Source organism: Pseudomonas sp. W3I7 (assembly GCF_030816095.1).
In the GTDB taxonomy this organism is placed as follows: Bacteria; Pseudomonadota; Gammaproteobacteria; order Pseudomonadales; family Pseudomonadaceae; genus Aquipseudomonas; species Aquipseudomonas salomonii.
Genome location: NZ_JAUSXP010000001.1, coordinates 2,121,912 through 2,148,035 on the forward strand (window position 1 = coordinate 2,121,912; position 26,124 = coordinate 2,148,035).

The following is a 26,124-nucleotide window of genomic DNA, read 5'->3' on the forward strand; positions in this document are numbered from 1 at the left end:
ATTCGCGAGCAAGCCCGCTCCCACATTTGGAACGCGTTTCCCCTTTGGAATACGGTCAAAATGTGGGAGCGGGCTTGCTCGCGAAGAGGCCAGTCTGAGCACCCCAACACTCACAGGTCAGTACACCCAAACCTCCACCCGCCGATTCTTGATCCGCCCCTCATCCGCCGTATTCGCCGCCACCGGCATCTGCGCGCCAAAACCGCGAATGTCCCGCAGCACCACGCCGCTCTTGACCAACTCCCGGCGCACCGCCATCGCCCGCAACTTCGACAACAGCGCCGCCCGCTGTGGGTCATTCTTGGCATCGCCAAACCCCACCAGCGTTACCTGCTTGTCGAGCTTGCCGTGGTTTTTTATATACGCCACCACCCGCTGCAAATCCTGGCGCGCCTTGTTGTCCAGGCTGGCGCTGCCTTCCTCGAAGCGAAAATTCACACTCAAGCGCTGGGCGTCACGGACGATGGTTTGATAGTCCTCGGGCATCGACGCCCGTGGTTCCACGGCAATCGCCTGCACCTGCTGGGCGATAAAGCCATTGGCGGCCACAATCGCCTGGCCTTTGCCACTTTGGGTAAAGTCCACCAGGGCTTTGGCCCACGGGTTGCGGTTCGAGGGTGGCAGGTAGAAATACAAGCGGCGTGACAGCGGGTAATCCTCGGTGGCAATCAGGCTGGTCACCGGCAACATCGGCTGTGAGTCACCGTCGACAATCGCCAGCGCCTTGGCCTGGCGCACATACGGCAGGCCGATAAAACCAATGCCTTGCGGATCATGGCTTACCGCATCGGACAACGCCTCGCTGGACTCGAAACGCGTTGCCGTCGCGGCCAGCGGTTTACCGCGCCGGTTCAGTACCAGTTCTTTAAAGGTGTCATAGGTGCCGGACTGATCATCCCGGGCGTACAGATGAATGGCGCCGCCGACGCCGCCGACATCCTCCCAGTGGCTGATTTCACCGTTGAAAATCTGCGCCAGCTGCTCGGTGTTCAAGGTATTCAGCGGGTTGTGCGGGTTGAGGATAATGGCCAGGCCGTCGATGGCGATTACCTGTTCGGCTTCCGGGCTTTTCAGGTCGCCCAGGGGTTCAAGGTCCACCAGCTCGCTGTCCTTGATCGGACGTGAAGAGGCCGCCAGGTCCGCATAGGATTTTTTCAATGCGCTGAAGCCGGTGCTGGAGCCGTGGGCCGCGACTTCGACGGTGACGGTTTTGCCCTGACGCGTCTTGCCGATCACCCGTTGTTCATTGGCGCCATCGCCGGGCTCGCTGTGCACTGCCTGCAAGCCCTGGTGCTCCAGCATGCCCTTGACCAGCGCAGGCCCCAGCGCCGCACCAATGGTATTGGAACCCTGGATGCGCAGGGCGGGGCCTTGGTCGGGAACGGGGAGGGCAGCGGCAACAGCGTAGAGCGGCAGCATCAACAGGAACAGAACGCGCAGCATCATGCCGGCACCTTCTTAAGCCAAAGGGAGTGCCGCCAGATTAAGTCAGGCAGGTTGCATAAATATGACTGACGCACAGCAAATCAAAATGTGGGCGCTGGCTTGCCTGCGATTGCCGTGGGTCAGTCATCAAATGGCTGGCTGACACACCGCTATCGCAGGCAAGCCAGCTCCCACATTTGAAGTACACACACCTTGAAGTCAGCTCAACTCAAGCCAGATCGGCGCATGGTCCGAGGGTTTTTCCAGCCCACGCAAATCGTAATCCACACCCGCATCCTTGACCCGCGGCACCAGGCCGTTGGACGCCAGGATCACGTCAATGCGCAGCCCACGCTTGGGCTCATCTTCAAACCCACGGCTGCGGTAGTCGAACCAGCTGAAGCGGTCAGCCACGTCCGGGTTCAAGTGGCGGAAGCTGTCGACCAGGCCCCAGTTCTTCAAGCGGGCCATCCACTCACGCTCTTCCGGCAGGAAGCTGCACTTGCCGGTTTTGAGCCAGCGCTTGGCATTGTCGGCGCCGATGCCGATGTCGATATCTTCCGGGGAAATATTGATGTCGCCCATCACCACCAGCGGCTGGTCATTGCTGAACCGGCTTTCCAGCAGTTGCTGCAAATCTTCGTAGAAGCGTTGTTTGGCCGGGAACTTGGTCGGGTGGTCGCGGCTTTCGCCCTGGGGGAAATAGCCGTTCATCACGGTGATCGACTGGCCATGCTCGTCGGCGAAAGTGCCCCAGATAAAGCGCCGCTGGGCGTCTTCTTCGTCGCTGGCAAACCCTTTGTGCAGGCTCAACGCCGGCTTGCGCGACAGCAGGGCCACGCCGTAATGGCCTTTTTGCCCGTGGTAGTACACGTGATAGCCAAGGGCCTGCACTTCGGCCAGCGGAAACTGGTCATCGTGCACCTTGGTTTCCTGCAGGCCGATCACGTCGGGTTGATGCTTTTCAATCAGCGCCGCCAGCTGATGGGGGCGGGCGCGCAGCCCGTTGATATTGAAGGAGACGATTTTCATGGTCGGCAGTCCAGTCTGGCAAAAGGGCGATGCTAGCCGACAAGTCCGGCGGGGGCCAGCGTGGCGGTAGGACGTATGCGCTGCTAATGTCTGGGAACGACTGGTGCTGCACAGGTTCGTACCCATAAGAACGCCATCGTTTGAGTGGCGCCCAGGGAGATTGACTGTATGCCGGACACTGCCACTGCCATTGCCGAAATTCGCCTGCTCAACAGCGGCTATTCCCGCGAGGCCCGTTCCTTGTTGTATCAGGCTTATCGGCATGAGCCGACCTTTGCCTACATCTTCGAAGCTGAGCGCTCGGGGTACGAACAGCGAGTGCGTGCCACTGTGCGTGAGCTGGTCAAGCAGCATTTTTTCCAGAAGCTGCCCGCCATCGGCCTGTTCGTCAACGACCGGCTGATCGGCATCGCCCTGATTGCGCCACCGCAACGGCGCCTGGGGATCACCGAGAGCTGGGCCTGGCAGTTGCGTATGTGGCTGAGCACCGGCGTACGCGGCACTCGGCGTTACCTGGATTACCATTACGCGGTGCTGGCGTGCCTGCCGAACGAGTCGGTGCATGTGTTGCCGCTGCTGGGTATTCACCCGCAATTCCAGGGCAAACATTACGGCGAACAACTGTTGCAGGCCGTGCACAACTGGTGTGCCGAAGACCCGCATTCATCGGGTGTGGTGCTCGATACCGGCAACTCGCGTTATCTGGATTTCTACAAGCGCCAAGGCTATGAGGAAATCGGCGAAGTGGCGGTAGGGCCTGTCCTGGAACACGTGTTTTTTCATCCGAATCCCCAGGCGTTACATGCTGCAACGGCTTAAGACAGAATTATTCAGACAATTCCGGGTTCAAAGAGTCTCCCCAGCTCGTGTAGCATCCGCGCCTATGAAGTTTCCAGGAAGATTTACCAGCGGCTTGGTTCTGCTGTTCACAAGCTGCGGCGTATTTGCGCAAAGCGAATTGGACGTGCGCATCAAGCCATCAAACGACGCGTTGAAAGCCAACATCGAAGGCTATATCGGCGGGGTTGGCGATCGTGACGAAGAAGCCTTGCTGCGGTTCAGCCGTGGCGCCGAGGAGCAGGCCCGCAAGGCGGCCCAGGCGCTGGGCTATTATCAGCCGCAGATCTCCAGTGAGGTGAAGGGCGGCAAGAACCCGCGCCTGACCCTCACCATCGACCCCGGCGAGCCGGTGCATTTGCGCAACGTGACCATTCGGGTCGACGGCCAGGCCGCGAGCCTCAAGGCATTTCGCGTGCCCGCCAGCGACGACCTCAAATCCGGCGCCGTGCTTAACCATGGCAACTACGAAGACGCCAAGCGTCTGATCCAGAACCAGGCGTCACGCTATGGTTTTTTCAATGGGCGTTTCAGCAGCCAGAAGCTGCTGGTGGACCCGCAAGCCGGCGTCGCCGATATCGAACTCATCTACGACAGCGGCCCGCGCTACACCTTGGGCAAAGTCGGGTTTACCGGCGATACGCCGTTCGATGAAGACCTGCTGCAACGCATGGTGCCTTTCAAAAGTGGCACGCCGTATGACTCCGAATTGATCGCCGAACTCAATCAGAACCTGCAATCGAGCGGCTTCTTCGAAGGCGTGCGCGTGGACGCCAGCCCAACCGCCTCCACTAACGATGTGATCCCGGTGGCGGTGCAGCTCGATACCCGCAAGCCACGTACCATGGGCCTGGGCCTCGGTTACTCGACCGACGTCGGCCCGCGCGGCAAAGCCAACTGGACCCGCCATTGGGTCAACCCGCAGGGCCACAGCTATGGCTGGGAGGCCGAACTGTCGGCGCCACGCCAGAACGTCGGCCTGTGGTACGACATTCCCCTCGACCCGCCACTCACCGACAAGCTGCGCTTCGCCGGCGGTTACCAGAACGAAGAAATCGCCAACACCGACACCCTGAGTAAATTGCTCACCCTCGGCCCGGAATGGCACAGCAAGCTGCCCAGCGGCTGGACGCGTGTCATCTCGCTCAAGTACCAGCGTGAAGAATACCGCCTGGGCAATGACTCGGGCTTGAGCAACCTGGTGATGCCGGGCATCAACTATTCCTACTTGCGCAGCGATAACCGCATCGACCCGCACAATGGCTATCGCCTGATGTTCGACGCCAAGGTCGCCAAGGAAGGGCTCGGCTCCGACACCAACTTGCTGTACGGCACCGCCACCATCAAGGGCCTGACCACCTTGTGGGACAACCACCGTTTCCTCGGCCGTGCGCAGTTCGGCGGCAGTGCCACCAACGGCTACAAGTCGGTGCCGCCGTCGCTGCGCTTCTTTGCCGGTGGTGACCAGAGCGTGCGTGGCTACGAATACCAGACGCTGTCACCCGAGAACGATCGCGGTGACCGCATCGGCGGGCGCTACATGGTGGCCTTGAGCGCCGAATATCAATATTCCATCGCCGAAAAATGGCGCATCGCGACCTTTATCGACCAAGGCAACTCCTTCAACACCCTGGAAATGCCCAGCCTGAAAACCGGCGTGGGTGTGGGTGTGCGCTGGGTGTCGCCTGTGGGGCCGATTCGCCTTGACCTGGCCCATGCCCTCGAAGATCCGGGCGGCATTCGTTTGCACTTTTCCATGGGGCCTGAGCTGTGATGCGTGGTTTGAAAATAGCGGGGCTGGCCATTGTGGCGATCCTCATGCTGGTGCTGTTGGCGCTGTGGACGGTGCTCGGTACTCAAGCAGGCAGCCGTTGGGCCTTGAGCCAGGTCCCGGGGTTGAGCGTGGAAAATTTCCAGGGCCACCTGGGCGGCCAATGGAGCGCCGACCATCTGTTATGGCAACAGGATGGCAGCCGGGTCGAACTCAATGCACCGAAGTTTGATTGGTCACCGGGCTGCCTGTTGCGCATGACCCTGTGCATCAACCAACTGGACGTGGAGCAGGTCAGCCTGCAATTCCCGCCGAGCAACGAACCGAGCAGTGGCCCGATCACGTTGCCGGATCTCAAGTTGCCGGTTGCCATCCAGTTGGGCGACGTTCGCGTCGGCAGCCTGCTGTTTAACGGCAGTGAAGAACTCAAGGGCCTGCAATTGGCGGCGCACTGGACGGCCGCCGGTATGCAGATCGACTCGGTGCACCTGCAACGCGATGACCTGGTGCTGGACCTCAACGGCCTGCTGCAACCCAGCGGCGACTGGCCGCTGAGCGCCACCGGCAACCTGAGCCTGCCCTATGCGCCCGGCGGCGCGCCGTGGAAGGTTGCGCTCAAGGTGGACGGCGACCTGCTCAAGACCCTCAAGCTCGACGCCGACAGCAGCGGCTATTTGCCCGCCAAGCTCAGCGGCGAACTGCAACCCTTGGTCGAGAACCTGCCCGCGCAGTTGCACATCACGGCCGATGGCTTCAAACCCAGCGCCGATTTGCCCGACACCTTGCAGCTCAATCAGTTGGACCTGACCGCCCAGGGCGACCTGAGCAGTGGCTACCAGTTGCTCGGCCGGGCCGTACTGCCCGCAGAAAAGGGCCCGGTGGCCTTGCTGTTACAGGGCAAGGTCGACGCCAAGGGCGCACAGATCGCCGGCCTCGACCTGACTGCCGGTGACCAGCAAAGCCTCAAGCTCAGCGCCAACCTGGACTGGCAGCAAGGCTTCAGTGCCGACGCGAAAATCAACTGGCTGGATTTCCCCTGGCATCGTCTCTATCCGTTAATCGACGAGCCGCAGGTTGCCTTGCGTACGTTCAACGGTGAAGTTTCCTATAAGGACGGCAACTACCTCGGCAATCTTAAAGCCGACCTGGACGGGCCGGCAGGTAAATTCAATCTGGTCACGCCATTCAGCGGCGACCTCAAGCAAGTCTTCCTGCCCGAGCTGAAACTGACCGCTGGGCAAGGCAAGGCCGAAGGCCACCTGAACCTGCAATTTGCCGACGGCATTGCCTGGGACACTGCGCTGGACTTGTCGGCGTTGAACCCTGCGTACTGGGTTGCTGAGTTGCCGGGCACCTTGGCCGGGCCGTTGCGCAGCAAAGGCGAGTTCAAAAACGAGCAGCTTAAACTGAATGCCGACCTCGACCTCAAGGGCCATTTGCGCGGCCAGACCGCCGTGCTGGCGGCCAAGGCCGAAGGCGCGGGCGAGCAGTGGACCCTGGCCAACCTGGATATCCGCCTGGGCGACAACCGCATCAATGGCAGTGGTAGTTTGCAGCAACGCTTGGCCGGGCAAATCGACATCAAACTGGCGCGCCTGGCCCAACTGTGGCCGCAGTTGCGCGGGCAGATCAACGGCCGCGTGGACGTGGCCGGTACGCTGAAGGCGCCGCAAGGCAAGCTCGACCTCAAAGGCCAGCAACTGGCGTTTGCGGATAATAAACTGCAAAGCCTCACCCTCGATGCGGCCCTCGACAACGCCCAGCGCGCGAAGATCGACCTCAAGGGCAGCGGCATTCAAGCCGGTGAAACCCAGGTCGGCACCCTGACCGCCAGCGCCCAGGGCGACATCAAGAGCCAGAAGGTGCAACTCGATCTGGCCGGGCCACTGGTCAAACTTGCCCTGGCCCTGGATGGCAACCTCGACAAAGGCAATTGGCGTGGGCGCCTGGCCAGTGGTGATGTGCAGGCCGGCGGCCAGGATTGGAAGCTGCAAGCGCCGGCGAAAATCGAACGCCTGGCCGACGGCAAGCTGACCTTTGCCGCGCATTGCTGGGTGTCTGGCGGTTCCAGTTTGTGCGGTGAAGACCAGCGTCTGATGCCCGAGCCCAAGCTGCGCTACCACCTCAAGCAATTCCCGATCGACAGCCTGGCGGCCTTCTTGCCCAAGGATTTCGCCTGGCAGGGCAAGCTCAACGCCGATGTGCAACTCGACCTGCCCAGCAGTGGCCCTAAAGGCGTGGTCGCGGTGGATGCCAGCGGCGGCACCTTGCGCGTGAAGGACAAGCACCAATGGGTGGATTTCCCCTACGACACCTTGAAACTGGAAACCACCCTCAACCCCAAGCGCATCGACACGCAGCTGAATTTTCGCGGTGGCAAGCTCGGCGAGTTGCTGTTGCAGGCGCAGATCAACCCGTTGCCCAAGGACAAGCCGATCACCGGCACGTTCAGCCTCACCGGCCTGGACCTCGCCGTGGCACGACCCTTTGTACCAATGGTGGAAACCCTCAATGGCAAGCTCAACGGTAACGGCCGTATCTCGGGCGGGTTGTTGGCACCGCAGGTCAACGGCAATGTGAACCTGGTCGACGGCGAAATTTCCGGGCCTGAGCTGCCGATGAGCCTTGAGGGCTTGAACGTGCAGGCGCTGATCGCCGGTGAAAGTGTGCAGCTCAACGGGGGCTGGCGCAGCGGCAAAGACGGGCAGGGCAGCCTCAAGGGCCATGTCGGCTGGGGCCAGGCCCTGGCGGTGGACCTGAGCCTGCAAGGCTCGAAATTGCCGGTCACGGTTGAGCCCTATGCCAAGCTGGAAGTGGCGCCGGACCTTAAGATCAGCCTCAAGGACGACAAGTTGGCGATTGCCGGCAAGGTGCACATCCCGCGCGGCGATATCACCGTGCGCGAACTGCCGCCGTCGACGGTCAAGGTCTCCGATGACACGGTGATCGTCGGCAGCCAGACCGAGGAGGGCAAGCCGCCGATGGCGATGGCCATGGACATCGACGTCGAGGTGGGTGAAGACCAGCTTAACTTTGCCGGCTTTGGCCTGACTGCCAAGGTTCAGGGGCATGTGCATATTGGCGACAACATGGACACCCGTGGCGAGCTGTGGCTCAACGACGGGCGTTACCGTGCCTACGGCCAGCGCCTCAATGTGCGGCGTGCGCGGCTGTTGTTTGCCGGCCCCCTGGATCAGCCGTTCCTGGATATCGAAGCGACACGGGTTGTCGTTGAGGACTCAAGGACTGTGACTGCCGGTATTCGCTTGAGCGGCAGCGCCGAGCAGCCGACGACGCAGATCTTCTCCGAGCCGTCGATGCCTCAGGAAGATGCGTTGTCGTACCTGGTGCTGGGGCGTTCGCGCAACAACACGGGTGAAGACAACAATATGCTCGCTGAGGCTGCCTTGGGCCTGGGGCTTATGGGCAGTGCGGGGGTGACTTCGGATATTGCCAACAAGCTGGGGATTCAGGATTTCGACCTTGATACCCAGGGCACCGGGAACAAGACCGCAGTGGTGGCCAGCGGCAAAATTACCGAGAAGCTCAGTCTGCGGTATGGGGTTGGGGTATTTGAGCCGGCTAATACCATTGCTTTGCGTTACTTGCTGAGCAAGAAGGTGTACCTGGAAGTGGCCAGTGGCGTGGCGAGTTCGTTGGATATTTTCTACAAGCGGGATTTCTAAAGCCCGGACGTGTTAACCCTGTGGGAGCTGGGTTGCCTGCTGTGGCGGTCTTTTGGTGGTGTACATATCCGTTGCTGCGGTAACGGCTGATTATGGTTCCGCTCTTACAGCGGGTCACTTTTGGCAAACGCCCCAAAAGTAACCAAAAGGTCTGTGCCCCACCACTCGGCACCTCGCTCTGGCTCGGTGTGCCCTCACTCCGGCTTGAATCCGTGGGCCGCCGCGATGGGCCATCCTTGGCCCAGCGCGGCTAACCCGGCGTCCTGCCGGGTTACCCACGGATTCAAGCCTGCGTTCGGCCATCGTGGTTGACGGGGCGCCTCAGATCAAAAGCAAGATCAAAAGCAGAGCACGGCGGCCTGAAAGCCGACCTGAGTGGTTGAATCAAAAGCCAGATCAAGTGCAAAGCAACAGCCTGTCTACCTGATGCAACACAGTCTAAATGTGGGAGCGGGCTTGCTCGCGAAGGCGGTGGGTCAGTTACAGATGAATTGACTGGCACACCGCCTTCGCGAGCAAGCCCGCTCCCACCTTTGACCGAGTATGGCTCTGCTGTTGCTGTTGCTGTTGCTGTTGCTGTTGCTGTTGCTGTTGCTGTTGCTGTTGCTGTTGCTGTTGCTGTTGTTGCAGTGGCTCTTACATCCTTTTCGATGACGAAGTCAGCGGTCTTTTGATCTGCGCTTTTGATCTTGATCTTGATCTGAAATCGCCCCGTCAAACACGATGGCCGCAATTCGACAGTGATTTGGGGGGTAAACCGGCAGGGATGCCGGTTTAGCCGCCCCGCGCCATGGATGGCGCGGGGCGGCGGCCCCCTAAATCAGTGTCGGATTGCGGGCATGCCGAGCCACAGCGAGGCACCGAGTGTTGGGGCGAGGACCTTTTGCTTACTTTTCGGTCCTTCGAAAAGTGAGTCGCTGTAAGAGCGAAACCATACTCAGCCGTTACCCAAATAACGGATATGTACCCCGACCAACCACCCCCGCCAAACCGCCACCGCAGGCAACCCAGCTCCCACAGTTGTTGGTGTTTCAAGCCCACCTGTCGCCAAACTACCAAGCAAGCTAATAATTCCATTTGACATTCGCTGCCTAAGCAGTAACATCTTGTCATACATTCACTGCCTAGGCAGTAATAAGGTGACTTTCGATGACCCACTTCACCCCTGACAGCTTTCGCAACTGCCACCTCGGCCTATTGCTGGGCCGGGCGGCGCTGCTCAAGGACCGCATTATCGACACCCATATGGAACCCCACGGCGTCACCGCCGCGCAGTTCAAGGTGTTGATCATCATTGCCCAGTTCGATGTCGACACCCCGGCGGAGCTGTGCCGCAACCTGTCCCTGGACAGCGGCTCCATGACCCGCATGCTCGACCGTCTGGAACAAAAAGGCCTGCTGGCGCGCAAGCGTTCCGAGCAGGACCGGCGCCAGGTGCAGTTGGTGCTCACCGAAGACGGCCAGCGCCTGGCCGACATGTTGCCGCATATCGGCGCGCAGTCGATGAATGAACTGGCCGGGGCCCTGGAGCCTGGTGAGTTGGAAACCCTGGAAAGAATCCTCAAGAAAATTCTGGTAGCTGCCGGTGACGCCATCGTCATCCAGCGGGTAGGTAATCAATGAAAACGCGTGCACTCAGCCTGGTGCTGGTGGCGATGAGTATGGCCGGTTGTGCCAACTTCAGCGGCCTCGACACCCAGGGCCAACGTCTCGACGCCAACACGTTGCAAACCGGCAAATCCTTGAGCGGCGTGACCCTGTCCACGGCCGCCTGGCCGACCGCCGACTGGTGGAAAAGCCTCGGCGATCCGCAGCTCGATGGCCTGATCCATGAAGCCCTGCAAAACAGCCCCGACATGCAAGTCGCCAGCGCCCGTGCCCACCAGGCCGAAGCCGCTGCCTATGCTGCCGATGCCGAACGCATGCCCACCCTGGATGCCAGCGCCGGCGTGAGCCGTTCGCGCCTGGCCAAGGACCAGGACCCGCGCGGGCAGGGCGATGCCTATGCCACCGTGCGCAACATCGGCGCCAGCTTCAACTACAACTTCGACCTCTGGGGTGGCCAGCGCGCCGCCTGGGAAGCCGCGTTGGGCCAGGCGCGTGCCGCCGAAGTCGACCAACAAGCCGCACGCCTGACCCTGGCGGCCAACGTGGCCAAGGCTTACAGCGACTTGGGCCAGGCGCATATCGTGCGTGACCTGGCCAATGACGACCTCAAACGCACCCGCCAGATGCTCGACCTGAGCAAACGTCGCCTCAGTTCTGGCATCGACAGCGAGTACCAGTACCAGCAGACCGAAAGCCTGGAAGCCAGCTCCCAGTCGCAATTGATCGATGCCGAAAAACAACTGCAAAGCGCCAAGATCGCCCTGGCGGTATTGCTCGGCAAAGGCCCGGACCGTGGCGGCGAGCTGAGTCGCCCGAATGTGCTCAAACCCAGCGCCGTCGCCTTGCCTTCAGTTCTGCCCGCCGAACTGCTGGGCCGCCGCCCGGACCTGATCGCCGCACGCTGGCGCGTCGAGGCCGCGAGCAAAAACGTGGCTGCGAGCAAAACCCGCTTCTACCCCAACCTCAATCTCAGTGCGAGCGCCGGGGCCGAGTCGTTGCTCGGTGATGCGATGTTTGGCTCCGCCAGCCGGTTCTTCAGCATTGCGCCGACGATTTCGTTGCCGATCTTCGATGGCGGCCGTTTACGTGCCGACCTCGATGCCCGCGACGCCGATTACGACCTGGCCGTGGCCCAGTACAACAAAACCCTGGTGCAAGCCTTGGGCGATATCGGCAACACCCTGATGCAACTGCGTGAAACCGGCCGGCAGATCCAGGCGCAGCAACACGCCGCGGACATTGCCCAGCAGTCTTACGACACCGGGGTGCAGCGTTACAGCTCCGGCATCGGTAACTACCTGGATGTGCTCAGCATCGAGCAGCAATTGCTGCAGGCCCAGCGCCAGCTGGCGACCCTGAATGCGGCGCAGATCGACCTGTCGATTCAATTGATGCAAGCCCTGGGTGGCGGATTCAACGCCAATAACGTGGCCGCGACCACGACCAGCCCCGCCACCCGTACGGAATAATTTGAGGTATTTGTCATGGCCACTGCCGAAAACAGCAACGCAACTGAAAAACCCGATAACAACCCGCGCAAACGCAAAGTCATGCTGATCGGCCTGGCTTTGATCGTCATTCTTGGCGTGGTCGGCGTGTGGGGCTGGTATGAGTTCTACGGGCGCTTCAATGAAAGCACCGACGACGCCTATGTGAACGGCAACGTGGTGGAAATCACCCCGTTGGTTACTGGCACTGTGGTCAGCATCGGCGCCGACGACGGCGACCTGGTGCACGAAGGCCAGGTGCTGATCAACTTCGACCCGAATGACGCCGCTGTCGGCCTGCAAAGTGCCCAGGCCAACCTGGCCCGCACCGTGCGCCAGGTGCGTGGTTTGTACAGCAATGTCGACGGCATGAAAGCCCAAGTCAACGCACAGAAAGCTGACGTGCAAACCGCCCAGGACAACTTCAACCGCCGCAAGACGTTGGCCCAGGGCGGTGCGATCTCCCAGGAAGAGTTGTCTCATGCGCGTGACAGCCTGACCGCCGCCAAGAACGCCCTGACCAACCTTGAGCAGCAACTGAAAACCACCAATGCCTTGGTGGATGACACCGTGATTTCGTCCCACCCGGACGTGCAAGCCGCCGCCGCCCAGTTGCGTCAGGCCTACCTGACCAACGCGCGCAGCACCTTGATCGCACCGGTCACCGGCTACGTGGCCAAGCGCACCGTGCAACTGGGCCAGCGCGTACAGCCTGGCACCGCGTTGATGGCGGTGATCCCGCTGGACCAGCTGTGGATCGACGCCAACTTCAAGGAAACCCAGTTGCGTGATATGCGCATCGGCCAGCCGGTGGACATCGAAGCGGACATCTACGGCAGTGACGTGAAATATACCGGCACCGTCGACAGCCTCGGCGCCGGCACCGGCAGTGCCTTTGCCCTGCTGCCTGCGCAGAATGCCACCGGTAACTGGATCAAGATCGTGCAACGGGTGCCGGTGCGCATCCATATCAACGCCGAGGAGTTGGCCAAGAACCCGCTGCGGGTGGGCTTGAGCACCGTGGTCAACGTCAACCTGCACGACCAAAGCGGCCCGGTGCTGGCGCAACAGGCACCGCAAAAGGCCTCGTTCACCACCAACGTGTATGACCGCCAACTGGCCGAAGCCGATGCCATGATCAGCCAATTGATCCATGACAACAGCCTCGCCGCACCCAAGGCTGTGCAACGCTGATGAGCGCTAACGCCCCCGCGTCCTTTACGCCGCCAAGCTTGCTGATGGCCACTATCGGCCTGTCGCTGGCGACCTTTATGCAGGTGCTCGACACCACCATCGCCAACGTGGCGTTGCCGACCATTTCCGGCAACCTGGGCGTGAGTTCGGAGCAGGGCACCTGGGTGATCACCTCGTTTGCGGTGAGCAACGCCATTGCCTTGCCGCTCACTGGCTGGCTGAGCCGCCGCTTTGGCGAGGTGAAGCTGTTTTTGTGGGCGACCATCCTGTTTGTGCTGGCGTCGTTCCTCTGCGGTATCTCCACCTCAATGCCCGAGCTGATTGGCTTTCGGGTACTGCAAGGCCTGGTCGCCGGGCCGTTGTACCCGATGACCCAGACGTTACTGATCGCGGTTTACCCACCGGCCAGGCGCGGCATGGCCCTGGCGTTACTGGCGATGGTCACGGTGGTGGCGCCGATTGCCGGCCCCATCCTCGGCGGCTGGATCACCGACAGCTACAGCTGGCCGTGGATCTTCTTTATCAACGTGCCCATCGGCATTTTTGCGGTGATGGTGGTGCGTTCGCAATTGAAGGAACGCCCGGTGGTCACCAGTTACCAGCCGATGGATTACGTTGGCTTGCTGAGCTTGATCGTCGGTGTCGGGGCCTTGCAGATCATCCTCGACAAGGGCAATGACCTGGACTGGTTCGAGTCCAACTTCATCATCATTGGCGCGGCGATTTCGGTGGTTGCCCTGGCGGTGTTCATCATCTGGGAACTCACCGACAAACACCCGGTGGTCAACCTGCGGCTGTTTGCCTACCGCAACTTCCGCATCGGCACCATCGTGTTGATTTTGGGTTACGCGGGCTTCTTCGGGATCAACCTGATCCTGCCGCAATGGCTGCAAACCCAAATGGGCTACACCGCCACCTGGGCGGGTCTGGCGGTCGCGCCGATCGGTATATTGCCGGTGCTGATGTCGCCCTTTGTGGGCAAGTATGCGCACAAGTTCGACCTGCGCCTGCTGGCGGGCCTGGCGTTCCTGGCGATTGGCTTGAGCTGCTTTATGCGCGCGGGCTTTACCAACGAGGTGGATTTCACCCACATCGCTTTGGTGCAGTTGTTCATGGGGATCGGCGTGGCGTTGTTCTTTATGCCGACCTTGAGCATCCTGATGTCCGACTTGCCGCCGGCGCAAATCGCCGACGGCGCGGGTCTGGCCACGTTCCTGCGGACCCTGGGCGGCAGCTTCGCGGCGTCGCTGACCACCTGGATCTGGATTCGCCGCGCGGACCAGCATCATGCGTACATGAGCGAAAACATGACCACCTACGACTCGGCCACCCGCGATGCCTTGCAGGCGCTCGGCGGGGCAGGGCACAAGGCCTATGCGCAGCTGGACCAGATCCTCACCAGCCAGGCGTACATGATGTCCACCGTGGATTACTTCACGTTGCTGGGGTGGATGTTCATGGGCTTGATGTTGCTGGTGTGGCTGGCCAAACCGCCGTTTGGCGCGAAGGCCGGGCCGGAGGCTTCGGGGCACTGACCTGAAGTTGTACGCGGTCAAAAATGTGGGAGCGGGCTTGCTCGCGAAAGCGGTGGTTCAGTCGATACCTGAGTTGACTGACATGCCGCCTTCGCGAGCAAGCCCGCTCCCACATTTGGATCTCTGTTCACATCGGATTGGTGGTGTTTGAAGATCAGGCGCCGGGCAGCGCCAACTGTGGATTGACGAAGTCAAACGCCGCCAGCGCAAACCCTTGTTCATCCACCTGCAATGCCCAACCCTGCTTGTCCCAATCCCCCAGCACAATACGCTTGGCCGCCTGGTCACCAATCTGCAGTTTATGAATGGCGGGGCGGTGCGTATGGCCGTGGACCAGGGTGCGCACGCCGAACTGCTGCATCACCCGTGGCACTTCCTCGGGCGTCACATCGACAATATCGTTGGCCTTCATGCGTATTTGCGCACGGCTCTCGCTGCGTAGCTTGCGCGCCAGCTTGTGGCGGGTGCGCAACGGCAAGTGCCGCAGGATAAACAAAGCAATCGGGTTACGCAGAATGCGCCGCAGCTTCATATAGCCGACGTCGCGGGTGCAAAGGCTGTCGCCGTGCATCAACAGCACGGGTTCGCCGTAAAACTGCACGACACTCGGGTCCTTGAGCAAGGTAGCGCCTGCGGCTTTGCAGAACGCCTTACCGATCAGGAAATCGCGGTTGCCATGCATGATAAAAATCGGGGTGCCACTGTCGCTCAGCTCGCGCAACGCCTCGCAGATGGAACGCTGGAAGGCGGTCATCCCATCGTCGCCAAGCCAGGCTTCAAAGAAGTCCCCCAGAATGTACAACGCCTGGGCGCCACGGGCGCGGCCGTGGAGCAGATCCAGAAACGCCCGGGTGATGTCCGGGCGCTCCTCTTCCAGATGCAAATCTGAAATCAGTAATATCACCCAACGATCTCGGCTTTCTCGACGATTACGTCTTCTACCGGAACGTCCTGGTGACCGGCTTTACCGGTTGTCTGCACGCCTTTGATCTGGTCAACGACGTCCTGGCCTTCGGTGACTTTACCGAATACCGCGTAGCCCCAGCCCTGCACGTTCTTGCCGCTGTGGTTGAGGAAGGCGTTGTCGGCCACGTTGATGAAGAACTGCGCGGAGGCCGAATGCGGCTCCATGGTACGGGCCATGGCGACGGTGTACTTGTCGTTGGAAAGGCCGTTGTCCGCTTCGTTCTGGATGCTTGGGCGCTTGTCTTTCTTTTCTTTCATGCCCGGCTCGAAACCGCCGCCCTGGATCATGAAGTTGCCGATGACACGGTGAAAAACGGTGTTCTCGTAGTGGCCGGCGTTCACGTACTCGATGAAGTTGGCGACGGTGATCGGCGCTTTCTCGGCGTTCAGCTCGATGACGATGTCACCGTGGTTGGTGGTCAGTTTGACTTTAGTCATGTTCACTACTCTTTTCAGGGAATTCGTGGGTTTGGACGCCAAGGCGCCGCTACCGGTTTGGCCAAATGTGTGCCAAGGCGCGCAGTTTAGCGTGCCCTGCAGGAATTTCGAGGTGGTTTTTTACCGCCGGTGCATTAAATGCAGCAGTTTTCGGTGCTGCTCTGTCAGGTACTTGACAGCATCGGCTATGATATCGCCTTTGTTTTATCTGGCCCCAACCGGCCACGAACCTGTCTGTTCAAGGATCCTATGAGCAAGCCCACTGTCGACCCTACCTCGAATTCCAAGGCCGGACCTGCCGTCCCGGTCAACTTCCTGCGCCCGATCATCCAGGCGGACCTTGATTCGGGCAAGCACACGCAGATCGTCACCCGCTTCCCGCCAGAGCCCAACGGCTACCTGCACATCGGTCACGCCAAGTCGATCTGTGTGAACTTCGGCCTGGCCCAGGAGTTCGGTGGCGTCACGCACCTGCGTTTCGACGACACCAACCCGGCCAAGGAAGACCAGGAATACATCGACGCCATCGAAAGCGACATCAAGTGGCTGGGCTTCGAATGGTCCGGTGAAGTGCGCTATGCGTCCAAGTATTTCGACCAGTTGTTCGACTGGGCCGTCGAACTGATCAAGGCCGGCAAGGCCTACGTCGACGACCTGACCCCGGAACAGGCCAAGGAATACCGTGGCACGCTGACCGAGCCGGGCAAGAACAGCCCGTTCCGCGACCGTTCGGTAGAAGAGAACCTCGACTGGTTCAACCGCATGCGCGCCGGTGAATTCCCCGACGGCGCCCGTGTACTGCGTGCCAAGATCGACATGGCCTCGCCGAACATGAACCTGCGCGACCCGATCATGTACCGCATCCGCCACGCCCATCACCACCAGACCGGTGACAAGTGGTGCATCTACCCGAACTACGACTTTACCCACGGTCAGTCGGACGCTATCGAAGGCATCACCCACTCCATCTGCACCCTGGAGTTCGAAAGCCATCGCCCGTTGTATGAGTGGTTCCTCGACAGCCTGCCGGTACCGGCGCATCCGCGTCAGTACGAGTTCAGCCGCCTGAACCTGAACTACACCATCACCAGCAAGCGCAAGCTCAAGCAGCTGGTGGACGAAAAGCACGTGCATGGCTGGGATGACCCGCGCATGTCCACCCTGTCGGGCTTCCGCCGTCGCGGCTACACCCCGGCGTCGATCCGCAGCTTCTGCGACATGGTCGGCACCAACCGCTCCGACGGCGTGGTCGATTACGGCATGCTCGAGTTCAGTATCCGTCAGGACCTGGACGCCAACGCGCCGCGCGCCATGTGCGTGCTGCGCCCGTTGAAAGTCGTGATCACCAACTACCCGGAAGACAAGGTCGATAACCTCGAACTGCCGCGTCACCCGCAAAAAGAAGAACTCGGCGTGCGCAAGCTGCCGTTCGCGCGTGAAATCTACATCGACCGTGATGACTTCATGGAAGAGCCGCCAAAAGGCTACAAGCGCCTGGAGCCTAACGGCGAAGTGCGCCTGCGCGGCAGCTACGTGATCCGTGCCGACGAAGCGATCAAGGACGCCGATGGCAACATCGTCGAACTGCGTTGCTCCTACGACCCGGAAACCCTGGGCAAGAACCCTGAAGGCCGTAAGGTCAAAGGCGTGGTTCATTGGGTGCCGGCTGCTGCCAGCATCGAGTGCGAAGTGCGCCTGTACGATCGTCTGTTCCGTTCGCCGAACCCTGAGAAGGCTGAAGACAGCGCCAGCTTCCTGGACAACATCAACCCTGACTCCCTGCAAGTTCTCACGGGTTGTCGTGCCGAGCCATCGCTGGGCGACGCACAGCCGGAAGACCGTTTCCAGTTCGAGCGCGAAGGTTACTTCTGCGCGGATATCAAGGACTCGAAACCTGGTGCGCCGGTATTCAACCGTACCGTGACCTTGCGTGATTCGTGGGGCCAGTGATTCTGTCTTAAGGGAAATGTCGTGCTAACGATCTACAACACACTCAGCAAGACCAAAGAAGTCTTCAAGCCGCTGGATGGCAACAAGGTGCGCATGTACGTGTGCGGCATGACCGTGTACGACTACTGCCACATCGGCCACGGCCGCAGCATGGTTGCCTTCGACCTGGTGACCCGCTGGTTGCGTTTCAGCGGCTATGACTTGACCTATGTGCGCAACATCACCGACATCGACGACAAGATCATCAACCGGGCGCGGGAGAACGGCGAACCGTTCGATGAGCTGACCGAGCGCATGATCGCTGCGATGCACGAGGACGAGGCCCGCCTCAACATCCTCAAACCGGACATGGAGCCGCGCGCCACGGACCATATCCCGGGCATGCACGCGATGATCCAGACCCTGATCGACAAGGGTTATGCCTACGCTCCGGGCAATGGCGACGTGTACTACCGCGTCGCCAAGTTCATGGGCTACGGCAAGCTGTCGCGCAAGAAAATCGAAGACCTGCGCATCGGCGCACGTATCGAAGTCGACGAAGCCAAACAGGATCCACTGGACTTCGTGCTGTGGAAAGGCACCAAACCCGGCGAGCCGAGCTGGGAGTCGCCATGGGGCGCCGGGCGTCCGGGCTGGCACATCGAATGCTCGGTGATGTCCACCTGCTGCCTGGGCGAGACCTTCGACATTCATGGCGGCGGCAGCGACCTTGAGTTCCCGCACCACGAAAACGAAATCGCCCAAAGCGAAGCCGCCACCGGCAAGACCTACGCCAACGCCTGGATGCATTGCGGCATGATCCGCATCAATGGCGAGAAGATGTCCAAGTCCTTGAACAACTTCTTCACCATCCGCGACGTGCTGGAAAAGTACCACCCGGAAGTGGTGCGTTACCTGCTGGTGTCGAGCCACTACCGCAGCGCCATCAACTACTCGGAAGACAACCTCAAGGACGCCAAAGGCGCCCTGGAACGTTTCTACCACGCGTTGAAAGGCCTGCCGGCCGTGGCACCGGCCGGCGGCGAAGCGTTCGTGGCACGCTTTACCGAAGTCATGAACGACGACTTCGGCACCCCGGAAGCCTGCGCGGTGCTGTTCGAGATGGTGCGTGAGATCAACCGTCTGCGCGAGAGTGACCTTGATGCCGCCGCTGGTCTTGCTGCACGCCTGAAAGAGCTGGCCAGCGTGCTCGGTGTGCTGCAGATGGAAGCCGATGACTTCCTGCAAGCCGGCGCCGAAGGGCGAGTGGATGCGGCTGAGGTTGATGCGCTGATCCAAGCGCGCCTGGCGGCACGTGCAGGCAAAGACTGGGCGGAGTCCGACCGTATCCGTGACCAACTGACCGCGATGGGTGTGGTGCTGGAAGACGGCAAGGGCGGCACGACGTGGCGGTTGGCTGATCAGGCTTGATCGGTAAACCCTGAATAAAAAACGCCCCGACTGGTTCGGGGCGTTTTTTTTTGCGGGGTGTTATTTCAGCGGCCTACTCGATCCAAATGTGGGAGCGGGCTTGCTCGCGAATGCGGTGGATCAGTTAAAGATGTATCAACTGACACTCCGTCTTCGCGAGCAAGCCCGCTCCCACATTTTACCGTGCCCGCTCTGCATGCCCGCTGTTGTTGGATTTATCCCTGCGTCGGGCTGGCATTGAGGATTAGTGTTTTTTCCACCATCAACTGGATCCCCTCCAGCCTCCGGCAAATTCCGAGCACCACGCTGCGGGGATTGCCGTCGATCTCAAACGCCAAATGGCTTGCCAGCGCTTGAACTGACGCAAGATCCTCCGAAGCGTTGACCAGCAGTGTTACTCCGGTAGGGAAGTCAGATACGGCGCTGAGGCACTGACCTCATAAGCGCAACTCTGCGCTTCGCTGCGGATCAACCTGTGGTATCGGTCATTCTTGAAATGCACAGCAACGCCATCATCCACCGCGTAGGCAGGCTGTATACCCTGAAGCTGCACCAGCTCGACAAACGATGTTTCCCTTCCTGCCTCTGAGCTGAAATGCGGACACAGGGCTCCGGGAAGTAAGCCGAGACCTTCGACCAGTGCGAAGGTACCCCCTGAATCCGAGTGGCCATAATCAAACCAGCAAATGGCTCCGGCACTCACACCACAGAGCACTGTGCCGTTTTCCCACGCCTCTTTCAGAAGTGCGATAACGCCAAATTCGCGCCACGTAGCCAGCATGGCTCGCGTATTTCCGCCGGGCACATAAATGATGTCGGCCTGCTCAATCAGCGCAGAGATCTGATCTGTGCTGGGAAAGGGGTCGATGAAAAACGTCAGTGTGGTGACGGTGCAACCGGCGCTTTCATATTTTGCGATGAAGTCAGAGATTTTAATTCGGTCATCGCCATTGGCTGTGGAGATATAGAGAACATTCGGGCACGTCTTGCCCGACGAGGCGACGATGTGCTGGTCGATACGCGTCATGCGCACTCTCTCATCAGCCGATTCTCCGCCTATAACAATGATATTTTTATTCATCCTGACCTCTGTCCCGTCTTAAGACGACTGAGTCACTTGATACCGACTCTGCACAAAGCCGTTCTCCGATACACATGTATCGATATGCTGCAGTTCATGCTCGCTGCCGATCTGACTGAACAACGAAATTCCTTGTCCGAGCAAAACCGGAATGCGCGTGATGATGAACTCGTTAATCAAGCCGGCCTCAAGAAACGCCTGGATCGTTTGGCCGCCATCGATATAAAGATGCTGTATGCCACGCTCGGCTAGCTGGGCTACCAACGTGGTCGGGTCTACCGCCATCACCTCAAGCTTGCCGTGCAAATGCGCGGGCACCTCCATCGGCTGGTGAGACAGTGCGATGACCAGCGTACCCTCATACGGCCACTCGGGAAACGACAAGACTTTTTCCAGGGTTTTGCGACCCATCACCAACGTATCAACGGTGGCAATGAAGCTTTCATAGGTTACGCCGTTCAGTTCGGCGGCTTCATATTCGGGCCGGTGCAGCCATTCGATATCGCCGTCTGCCCGGGCAATAAATCCGTCGACGCTGGCCGCGATAAAGACCGAGCATTTGATTTCCATGGGGGGACTCTCCTTTTTTTAGGCCTTCGATTGCGGGCAGTAACGCTAATGTTAATTTAATCCACGGGTGTAATAAGCGAGTATTGCCAAATGTTACCCTGGGTTTTCCGGCGGCTGTCTGCGCCGCTTTTTTAGTGCGAGGCTGTATGCGAAGTTGGTTGAGCCGCTACCGTTACGTCATCCTTTTCTGGCTGTGCTTCGGCGTGTTTCGCACCTCCCTGGCCGACTGGAACCCCATCCCGTCCGGGTCGATGCGCCCGACGTTGCTTGAGGGCGATGTGGTGCTGGTCAACCGTGTGGCCTATGACCTCAAGTTGCCGCTTACGGATATATCCCTGGCCAAGCTGGATGACCCTAAACGCGGTGATGTGGTGACCTTCTCGTCACCCAAGGACGGCATGCGCTTGATCAAACGCATCGTTGGCATTCCCGGCGATACCCTGGAAATGAAAGATGAAGTGCTGTGGGTTAACGGCACGCCTGCCACCTACAGTGATGGCCAGGACATCAGTGAACCGATCGTGCCGGGCCAGCCAGTGCCGGGTATCAAGTTGACCGAGCTGGCGAGCAACAGTAAACGCACGATTCAGTTCATGCCCACGGTTCGGGCATTGCGAAATTTCGGCCCGGTCACCGTGCCGGCCAACAGTTACTTCATGCTGGGCGACAACCGCGATAACAGCGATGACTCACGCTATATCGGTTTTGTGCCACGTCGGTTGCTGATCGGGCACGCGCATCATGTGCTGGCGTCAGCTGAGATACTCGATCATTGGATGCCGCGCTTGAACCGGTTCGGCGCGCCGATCCTGTAATTAGACTTTCGCGCCGAGTGCCCGAATGGCAAACACCGCGATGCTCGCCAACTGCTCGACCGTTGCGCCGCCTTTGCCGGCGATTTTCATGCCGCTGAGGGTGGCCATCAGCCCGACAGGTCGATGTCAGCGGCCAACTCCTCCCGGTCCTGGGCGTGCTTCAGGGTTTGCTCAAATGCGCGGCGCAAAGGCTCGGCGCTGTGGGCTGTGAGCTGTCCGCAAGACGTCCCCAGCCCACGGCGTTCCTGTCGATCTTCCCCAACACTCTGGTTGACGCATCGTCCAGGCCAGAGGCGCGCTTTAATTAAAGTTCCCATTGTCAAACCAGGACAGGTGGTCTGGATTTTTCAGTGGAGGGATCAGAATTTTCTTATAGAGGATGCTTTTTTTTTCTCCTAGCTTGGCTGCAACCGTTCTTAGGACGAGAACACTGTTGAGTGGCTCTGTTGCTGAGAATTGAATATGACAATTTCCCTGACGACGTACGTCAAGCCTCAAAGTGAATATTTACCGCCTGCGGATAATTCATCTTCCACATCCGCTCCATCTTCCAAGTCGCACCAACCAGCAAGCCAAAACCTGAAGAGTCTCGCGCCGCGTGCGGTGGTAGATGATCAACAACGATTGCCTGTGCTCCCGCCCATCCAAACACGTGGAAGCCTGGTATCACCCGGTCGATTCGGGGACCTTTCCGATGGCGCCAATCCTATCGCCAAGAGGCGCGTGAAACGCGAACTTGTGCAGACGCCTGACAAACCTGCACGCAACACGCTGGGCCCGTTGGCTGGCCCCCACTCTCACTCCGTTGATGCAGATCAAACCCTTCAGGCGCAGTTGATTACGAAGATGGGCAGTGTGTCGGATTCGTTAGTGACCGTGCCCGAACGGTCTCTGATTTCTCAGCCGTTCGAAATCTACAAGCGTGTGGTGAATCAGCCCGAGGTTTTAGCGTGGCTGAGGAGTAAAGGTTTTTCCTTGGACTCGGTGACTATTGGCAAAAATAGCGTATCGGGATTGGTTACCCGCGATGGAGTGACCTCTCGTCAGACATACACGCTACAAGACACGTCTGGCTGGTGGCAGGTATCGGCGCAGGTGATGCGCGCGCTTGAGGCGCTAGACCCCACGCACCAAGGTGTGCCTTATGTCTCTATGGACAGCCGGCAAGTTTCGCGGAATGTGGCGAGCTTGTTTTATGGCGTCATGACGCCCGATACCGAGGAGCAAGTGGCTGCGCTTGTGACAAGCCTGAAGGCGGGCTGGCCTGCGCTGTCTGCAGCAGAGACACGCAATCACCTGCTCCGGCTTGAATGGTCAAAGCGCAGTATCAACGAGCTTGATGACCGTGAAAACCTTGCCGACGCTTTGGAGCGTGCGGCCGACGGCGTTGCGGACAGCGCGCCTTTGTCGTTGTCAGGTATTGAGTTCAAGGTCTCTGTCACCCACCCGTTAAGAAACGATCAGGAGGCTCGCAGGCGCCTGGCCGAGCTGATTGCACTTCCTGAGATGCAAGGTGTTCTGGCGGATCTTGGGCAAACAGCGCCGGATCAGGCGTACCGTATCAGTGAGGGCCGCCTGCAAGTGCTGCAACCGACCCTCAACCAGTGGTTGGATGTCCCTGTCAGTGGCGGTTGGAGCCAGCCGCTGAAAGACGCCGTTGCGGCGGTTGTGGTGTTGAGTGAACAGTCGGGTCACGCGCTCTACTCAGACGATCGCCACGATCTGCGTCAGGTCGCGAGGTCGGTGGGCATGGATGCAATCGACACAGCAGGGCAGGCTCGCGCGGCTGCCAAATGGTTGCGCACCCGCTTCGCACCGACTACCCCTGTCGGCAACTATGGGAAATTACTCCCTCAGCAGTGGACTGCGGGAACCTTGTCGGCGAGTGAGAAAAGTCAGCTGGTTTCGTTGGCGACGGATCAGAAGTATGGCGCCAACACGATAGGGGTCGTGTTGGGTCGTCAGGTAGTCACGCAAGCCCTGCCGCAGGAAACGGCCGCCAAGGCAGATCAGATTTGGGACGAGCTACTCAACACGCCACAGGCCGAGCAGTGGGGGCGGGAACTTGCCCAGACGTTGGGTTGGTATAAGGGGGAGGGTGATGACGATATCGATGCTGCGCAACGCAAAAGTTTGCTGACCGCCGCCATCATGCTCAGTGTCGATCCTGATGTTCCCGCCGCCCCTGGAAGCGCCGCCGGTTATCAGTTTTACACCCCGGCCAATATGGGGCGTGAGATGGGGGCTGTACGCAAAGACTTTGAAAAACACTTGGTCGAGAAAAAGGGCGTGAGCGTGCGGGCTGCACCGTTGGTGGCTCATCTGTTCCTGGCACATGCCGCACCGGAGTTTCTGGTGAAACCGGACCAACAGGAGTCGACAAAGCTCCCTGAACCGCTCTGCCAGTCGCCTGACAAAATACGTATAGGCAGCCCGGCGTGGATGACACTTAGCCTGGGCAGTGCATTGGCCGAAGTATGGGGCGGAGCCGGCGCCAGTCGCGGCATGAGCATGAATGAGCTTGGCGCACTGACCACGCTGGAGGCCGTCCAGCCGCAACAGCAAGTACTGGCTATGGCGCTTGGCGCCAGGCGGGTACTCGATGTAGGGGTTATGACGGGTACTGTGCCACGAAGCAGTGACGGTCTCTATACGCCCGACGATTACCAGGCGGCGTCCGACGGCATTGCGCGTCGTTCCGAGGCGCTCGAGCACTCCGTAGTCACCCTGGGGACGGCACCGCCCACCCGCAGCAGTCTGTCAATCGAGGGGCTGAAAGAGGCGTTTCCGGAGCTGACCGACAGTGAGATAGAAACCATCACAGTGAGCAAGCCCTCAACTAAACACAACCTCATCGGTGTCGGCATAAATGCGAAGCGGCTCACATTGGTTGAGGCGTATGCCACGGGGGATCTGCATGAGAGTCGGTTTGTTTTCAGCCATCCTCGGCTGACACAAGAGGAATTTGAAGCCCGGATAAAAACACTTCCTCCTATTGCCGATAAGGTCACCGCGGCAGTTGATAAATACCTGAGTGATGCCAAGGGTGCGATGCCCGCGCTGATGAAGATGAGTCTTGCAAACTTGCCCCTTGACGTTCGCCAGGCTATCGAATGGGGGGATGTGCAAGTCTATAGGCTACGTCGGGAAACCGGCGAGACGCAGGAGCAAGATGCTAACAAGGGCAATAAAGTGGCCCTGAATCGGGGGTGGCACGGGGTGCTGCTGCGCGTTAAATATGAGGGCAAAACTCGCTATCTCGAATTTTTCCCCACGTCCGGGACGATTATTGATCGCACGACCAGTCTGGCGGGTAAAAAATTGGACCTGAATGAGGGCATTATTGAAGAAGAAACCGTGCCCAGATGGCGAAGTGGCACGAAGAAACTTCGGTATCTGCGGGGCACTCAACAGCCCTTTGATTTCAACGCATACCTCACGGGTGAGGCCCCTCGTGACAATGCAACGTCGAAGGTGATCATTTCCAAAGTAGGGGCTTCGGTGCCAGGTTCTGCTTCGAAAGGGGCAGGTAACAACCGCGATGAGTGGGTGCCTGACACCTTTGGCTCTGCCAAAAGCCAGGCGATTATTGACGTTATACTTTCGGGTAATTACATCGGCAACTATAGCGGGCATCGTCAGCAACTCATTGATAATGCCAATGCAGTGCTGCCCAGTGAAGATAACGTTCGGGGCTATGTCAATCGTCTAATGAACAAAGAAAATCGTCGCGCGCTGGTGTCGATGATTTCGTTTATCGGCCCGCTCGTTGACATCTACGAGGGGAATGTCAAGGACGGCTTTAAAGGCTTGGCAATTGACCTGTTGCTGCTTATTGGCGCGGGAGGGTTACAAGCCGCCCGTAAGGCATGGAAGGCGATCAAATTCGCATCACGCCTGAACAAGCAGGCATTTCGTGCTTCTGTTTTAAAGGAAGGCACTGCATTGCTGCGTGGGATATTTAATCCAGGGGAGGGCTTCTTAAGTCTTCCGAGCCAGCCGAGTCGACTCATAGATTTTCTAAGACTTGCGTACAAAGGCGCTCCCGTCAGGATCGGGATGGGGGTGTATGTACCTGTTGATGTGTTCGCAAAGGCTCGCTTTGCCAGAGACACTTTTCCCACCGTATCCGAGATGCTCAAAAAGGCGAACGCCACTCCCGTGACGCCAGTACAGGGCACGGTTAACCAGGTAACGCTGAAGGCTATCAAGGTGCATGAAAAATGGTTTGCGATCGATCCCGCTATAGGTGTGCCTACCGGCTCGCCCCTTCAAGGCTTCGTCCCGCAAACCCCTTGATGCCAACGGGTTGTTTGAGG

17 protein-coding genes and 1 pseudogene are annotated in these 26,124 nt (G+C 59.5%); 11 read left to right on the forward strand and 7 right to left on the reverse strand.

What is annotated here, in order from left to right:
- Positions 1-117 precede the first annotated feature (117 nt).
- Together QF043_RS09990 and xthA are read right to left on the reverse strand one after the other, a co-directional pair.
- Complete coding sequence (locus QF043_RS09990; RefSeq protein ID WP_307418365.1) at positions 118-1,446, reverse strand: phosphate ABC transporter substrate-binding/OmpA family protein; 1,329 nt, start codon at positions 1,444-1,446, stop codon at positions 118-120.
- Between the two features lie 198 nt (positions 1,447-1,644).
- The gene (xthA, locus tag QF043_RS09995) at positions 1,645-2,457 is read right to left on the reverse strand and encodes an exodeoxyribonuclease III (RefSeq protein ID WP_307418366.1); all 813 of its coding nucleotides are present in this window, start codon (positions 2,455-2,457) and stop codon (positions 1,645-1,647) included.
- A gap of 168 nt (positions 2,458-2,625) precedes the next feature.
- On the opposite strand from xthA, the gene QF043_RS10000 reads away from it, so the two are divergent.
- From QF043_RS10000 to QF043_RS10030, 7 genes are all read left to right on the forward strand, one after another.
- Complete coding sequence (locus QF043_RS10000) at positions 2,626-3,276, forward strand: N-acetyltransferase (protein ID WP_138814865.1); 651 nt, start codon at positions 2,626-2,628, stop codon at positions 3,274-3,276.
- A gap of 64 nt (positions 3,277-3,340) precedes the next feature.
- The gene (locus QF043_RS10005) at positions 3,341-5,068 is read left to right on the forward strand and encodes an autotransporter assembly complex family protein (RefSeq protein WP_307418367.1); all 1,728 of its coding nucleotides are present in this window, start codon (positions 3,341-3,343) and stop codon (positions 5,066-5,068) included.
- Positions 5,068-8,751: a translocation/assembly module TamB domain-containing protein gene (locus QF043_RS10010; RefSeq protein ID WP_307418368.1), complete on the forward strand. Its 3,684-nt coding sequence runs from the start codon at positions 5,068-5,070 to the stop codon at positions 8,749-8,751. Before QF043_RS10005 ends, QF043_RS10010 begins: the two co-directional genes overlap by 1 nt.
- 1,149 nt (positions 8,752-9,900) lie before the next feature.
- On the forward strand, positions 9,901-10,374 hold the full coding sequence (locus QF043_RS10015; protein ID WP_236374396.1) for a MarR family winged helix-turn-helix transcriptional regulator: 474 nt from the start codon (positions 9,901-9,903) through the stop codon (positions 10,372-10,374).
- A complete protein-coding gene (locus tag QF043_RS10020; protein WP_307418369.1) occupies positions 10,371-11,828 on the forward strand; it encodes an efflux transporter outer membrane subunit in 1,458 nt (485 codons plus the stop codon). The genes QF043_RS10015 and QF043_RS10020 overlap by 4 nt, the downstream gene beginning before the upstream one ends.
- A 15-nt stretch (positions 11,829-11,843) precedes the next feature.
- Positions 11,844-13,040: an efflux RND transporter periplasmic adaptor subunit gene (locus tag QF043_RS10025; RefSeq protein ID WP_305454112.1), complete on the forward strand. Its 1,197-nt coding sequence runs from the start codon at positions 11,844-11,846 to the stop codon at positions 13,038-13,040.
- Positions 13,040-14,575, forward strand: coding sequence for a DHA2 family efflux MFS transporter permease subunit (locus QF043_RS10030; RefSeq protein WP_307418370.1), 1,536 nt, complete (start codon positions 13,040-13,042; stop codon positions 14,573-14,575). Before QF043_RS10025 ends, QF043_RS10030 begins: the two co-directional genes overlap by 1 nt.
- 154 nt (positions 14,576-14,729) lie before the next feature.
- Here QF043_RS10030 and lpxH read toward each other — a convergent pair whose 3' ends face one another.
- Both lpxH and QF043_RS10040 read right to left on the reverse strand, forming a co-directional pair.
- The gene (lpxH, locus tag QF043_RS10035; protein WP_307418371.1) at positions 14,730-15,479 is read right to left on the reverse strand and encodes a UDP-2,3-diacylglucosamine diphosphatase; all 750 of its coding nucleotides are present in this window, start codon (positions 15,477-15,479) and stop codon (positions 14,730-14,732) included.
- Positions 15,476-15,979, reverse strand: a complete 504-nt coding sequence (locus QF043_RS10040) for a peptidylprolyl isomerase (protein ID WP_307418372.1) — start codon at positions 15,977-15,979, stop codon at positions 15,476-15,478. The genes lpxH and QF043_RS10040 overlap by 4 nt, the downstream gene beginning before the upstream one ends.
- 249 nt (positions 15,980-16,228) lie before the next feature.
- Here QF043_RS10040 and QF043_RS10045 point away from each other — a divergent pair, with 249 nt between their 5' ends.
- On the forward strand, positions 16,229-17,929 hold the full coding sequence (locus QF043_RS10045) for a glutamine--tRNA ligase/YqeY domain fusion protein (RefSeq protein ID WP_058421795.1): 1,701 nt from the start codon (positions 16,229-16,231) through the stop codon (positions 17,927-17,929).
- A gap of 21 nt (positions 17,930-17,950) precedes the next feature.
- Positions 17,951-19,339, forward strand: coding sequence for a cysteine--tRNA ligase (cysS, locus tag QF043_RS10050; RefSeq protein ID WP_307418373.1), 1,389 nt, complete (start codon positions 17,951-17,953; stop codon positions 19,337-19,339).
- 215 nt (positions 19,340-19,554) lie between these two features.
- Here cysS and QF043_RS10055 read toward each other — a convergent pair.
- The 3 genes and pseudogenes from QF043_RS10055 to QF043_RS10065 form a co-directional block, all read right to left on the reverse strand.
- Positions 19,555-19,734 (reverse strand): annotated as a pseudogene (locus QF043_RS10055) (DUF6124 family protein); the annotation flags it as partial.
- Positions 19,734-20,420, reverse strand: coding sequence for a peptidase E (locus QF043_RS10060; RefSeq protein ID WP_307418374.1), 687 nt, complete (start codon positions 20,418-20,420; stop codon positions 19,734-19,736). The pseudogene QF043_RS10055 and the gene QF043_RS10060, both read right to left, overlap by 1 nt.
- An 18-nt stretch (positions 20,421-20,438) precedes the next feature.
- Positions 20,439-20,990 carry a dihydrofolate reductase family protein gene (locus tag QF043_RS10065; RefSeq protein ID WP_307418375.1) on the reverse strand — a complete coding sequence of 184 codons (552 nt, stop codon included), beginning with the start codon at positions 20,988-20,990 and terminating at the stop codon, positions 20,439-20,441.
- A gap of 146 nt (positions 20,991-21,136) precedes the next feature.
- On the opposite strand from QF043_RS10065, the gene lepB reads away from it, so the two are divergent.
- Complete coding sequence (gene lepB / locus QF043_RS10070) at positions 21,137-21,805, forward strand: signal peptidase I (RefSeq protein ID WP_307418376.1); 669 nt, start codon at positions 21,137-21,139, stop codon at positions 21,803-21,805.
- 723 nt (positions 21,806-22,528) lie between these two features.
- Positions 22,529-26,104: a hypothetical protein gene (locus tag QF043_RS10075; RefSeq protein ID WP_307418377.1), complete on the forward strand. Its 3,576-nt coding sequence runs from the start codon at positions 22,529-22,531 to the stop codon at positions 26,102-26,104.
- Positions 26,105-26,124: the final 20 nt, after the last annotated feature.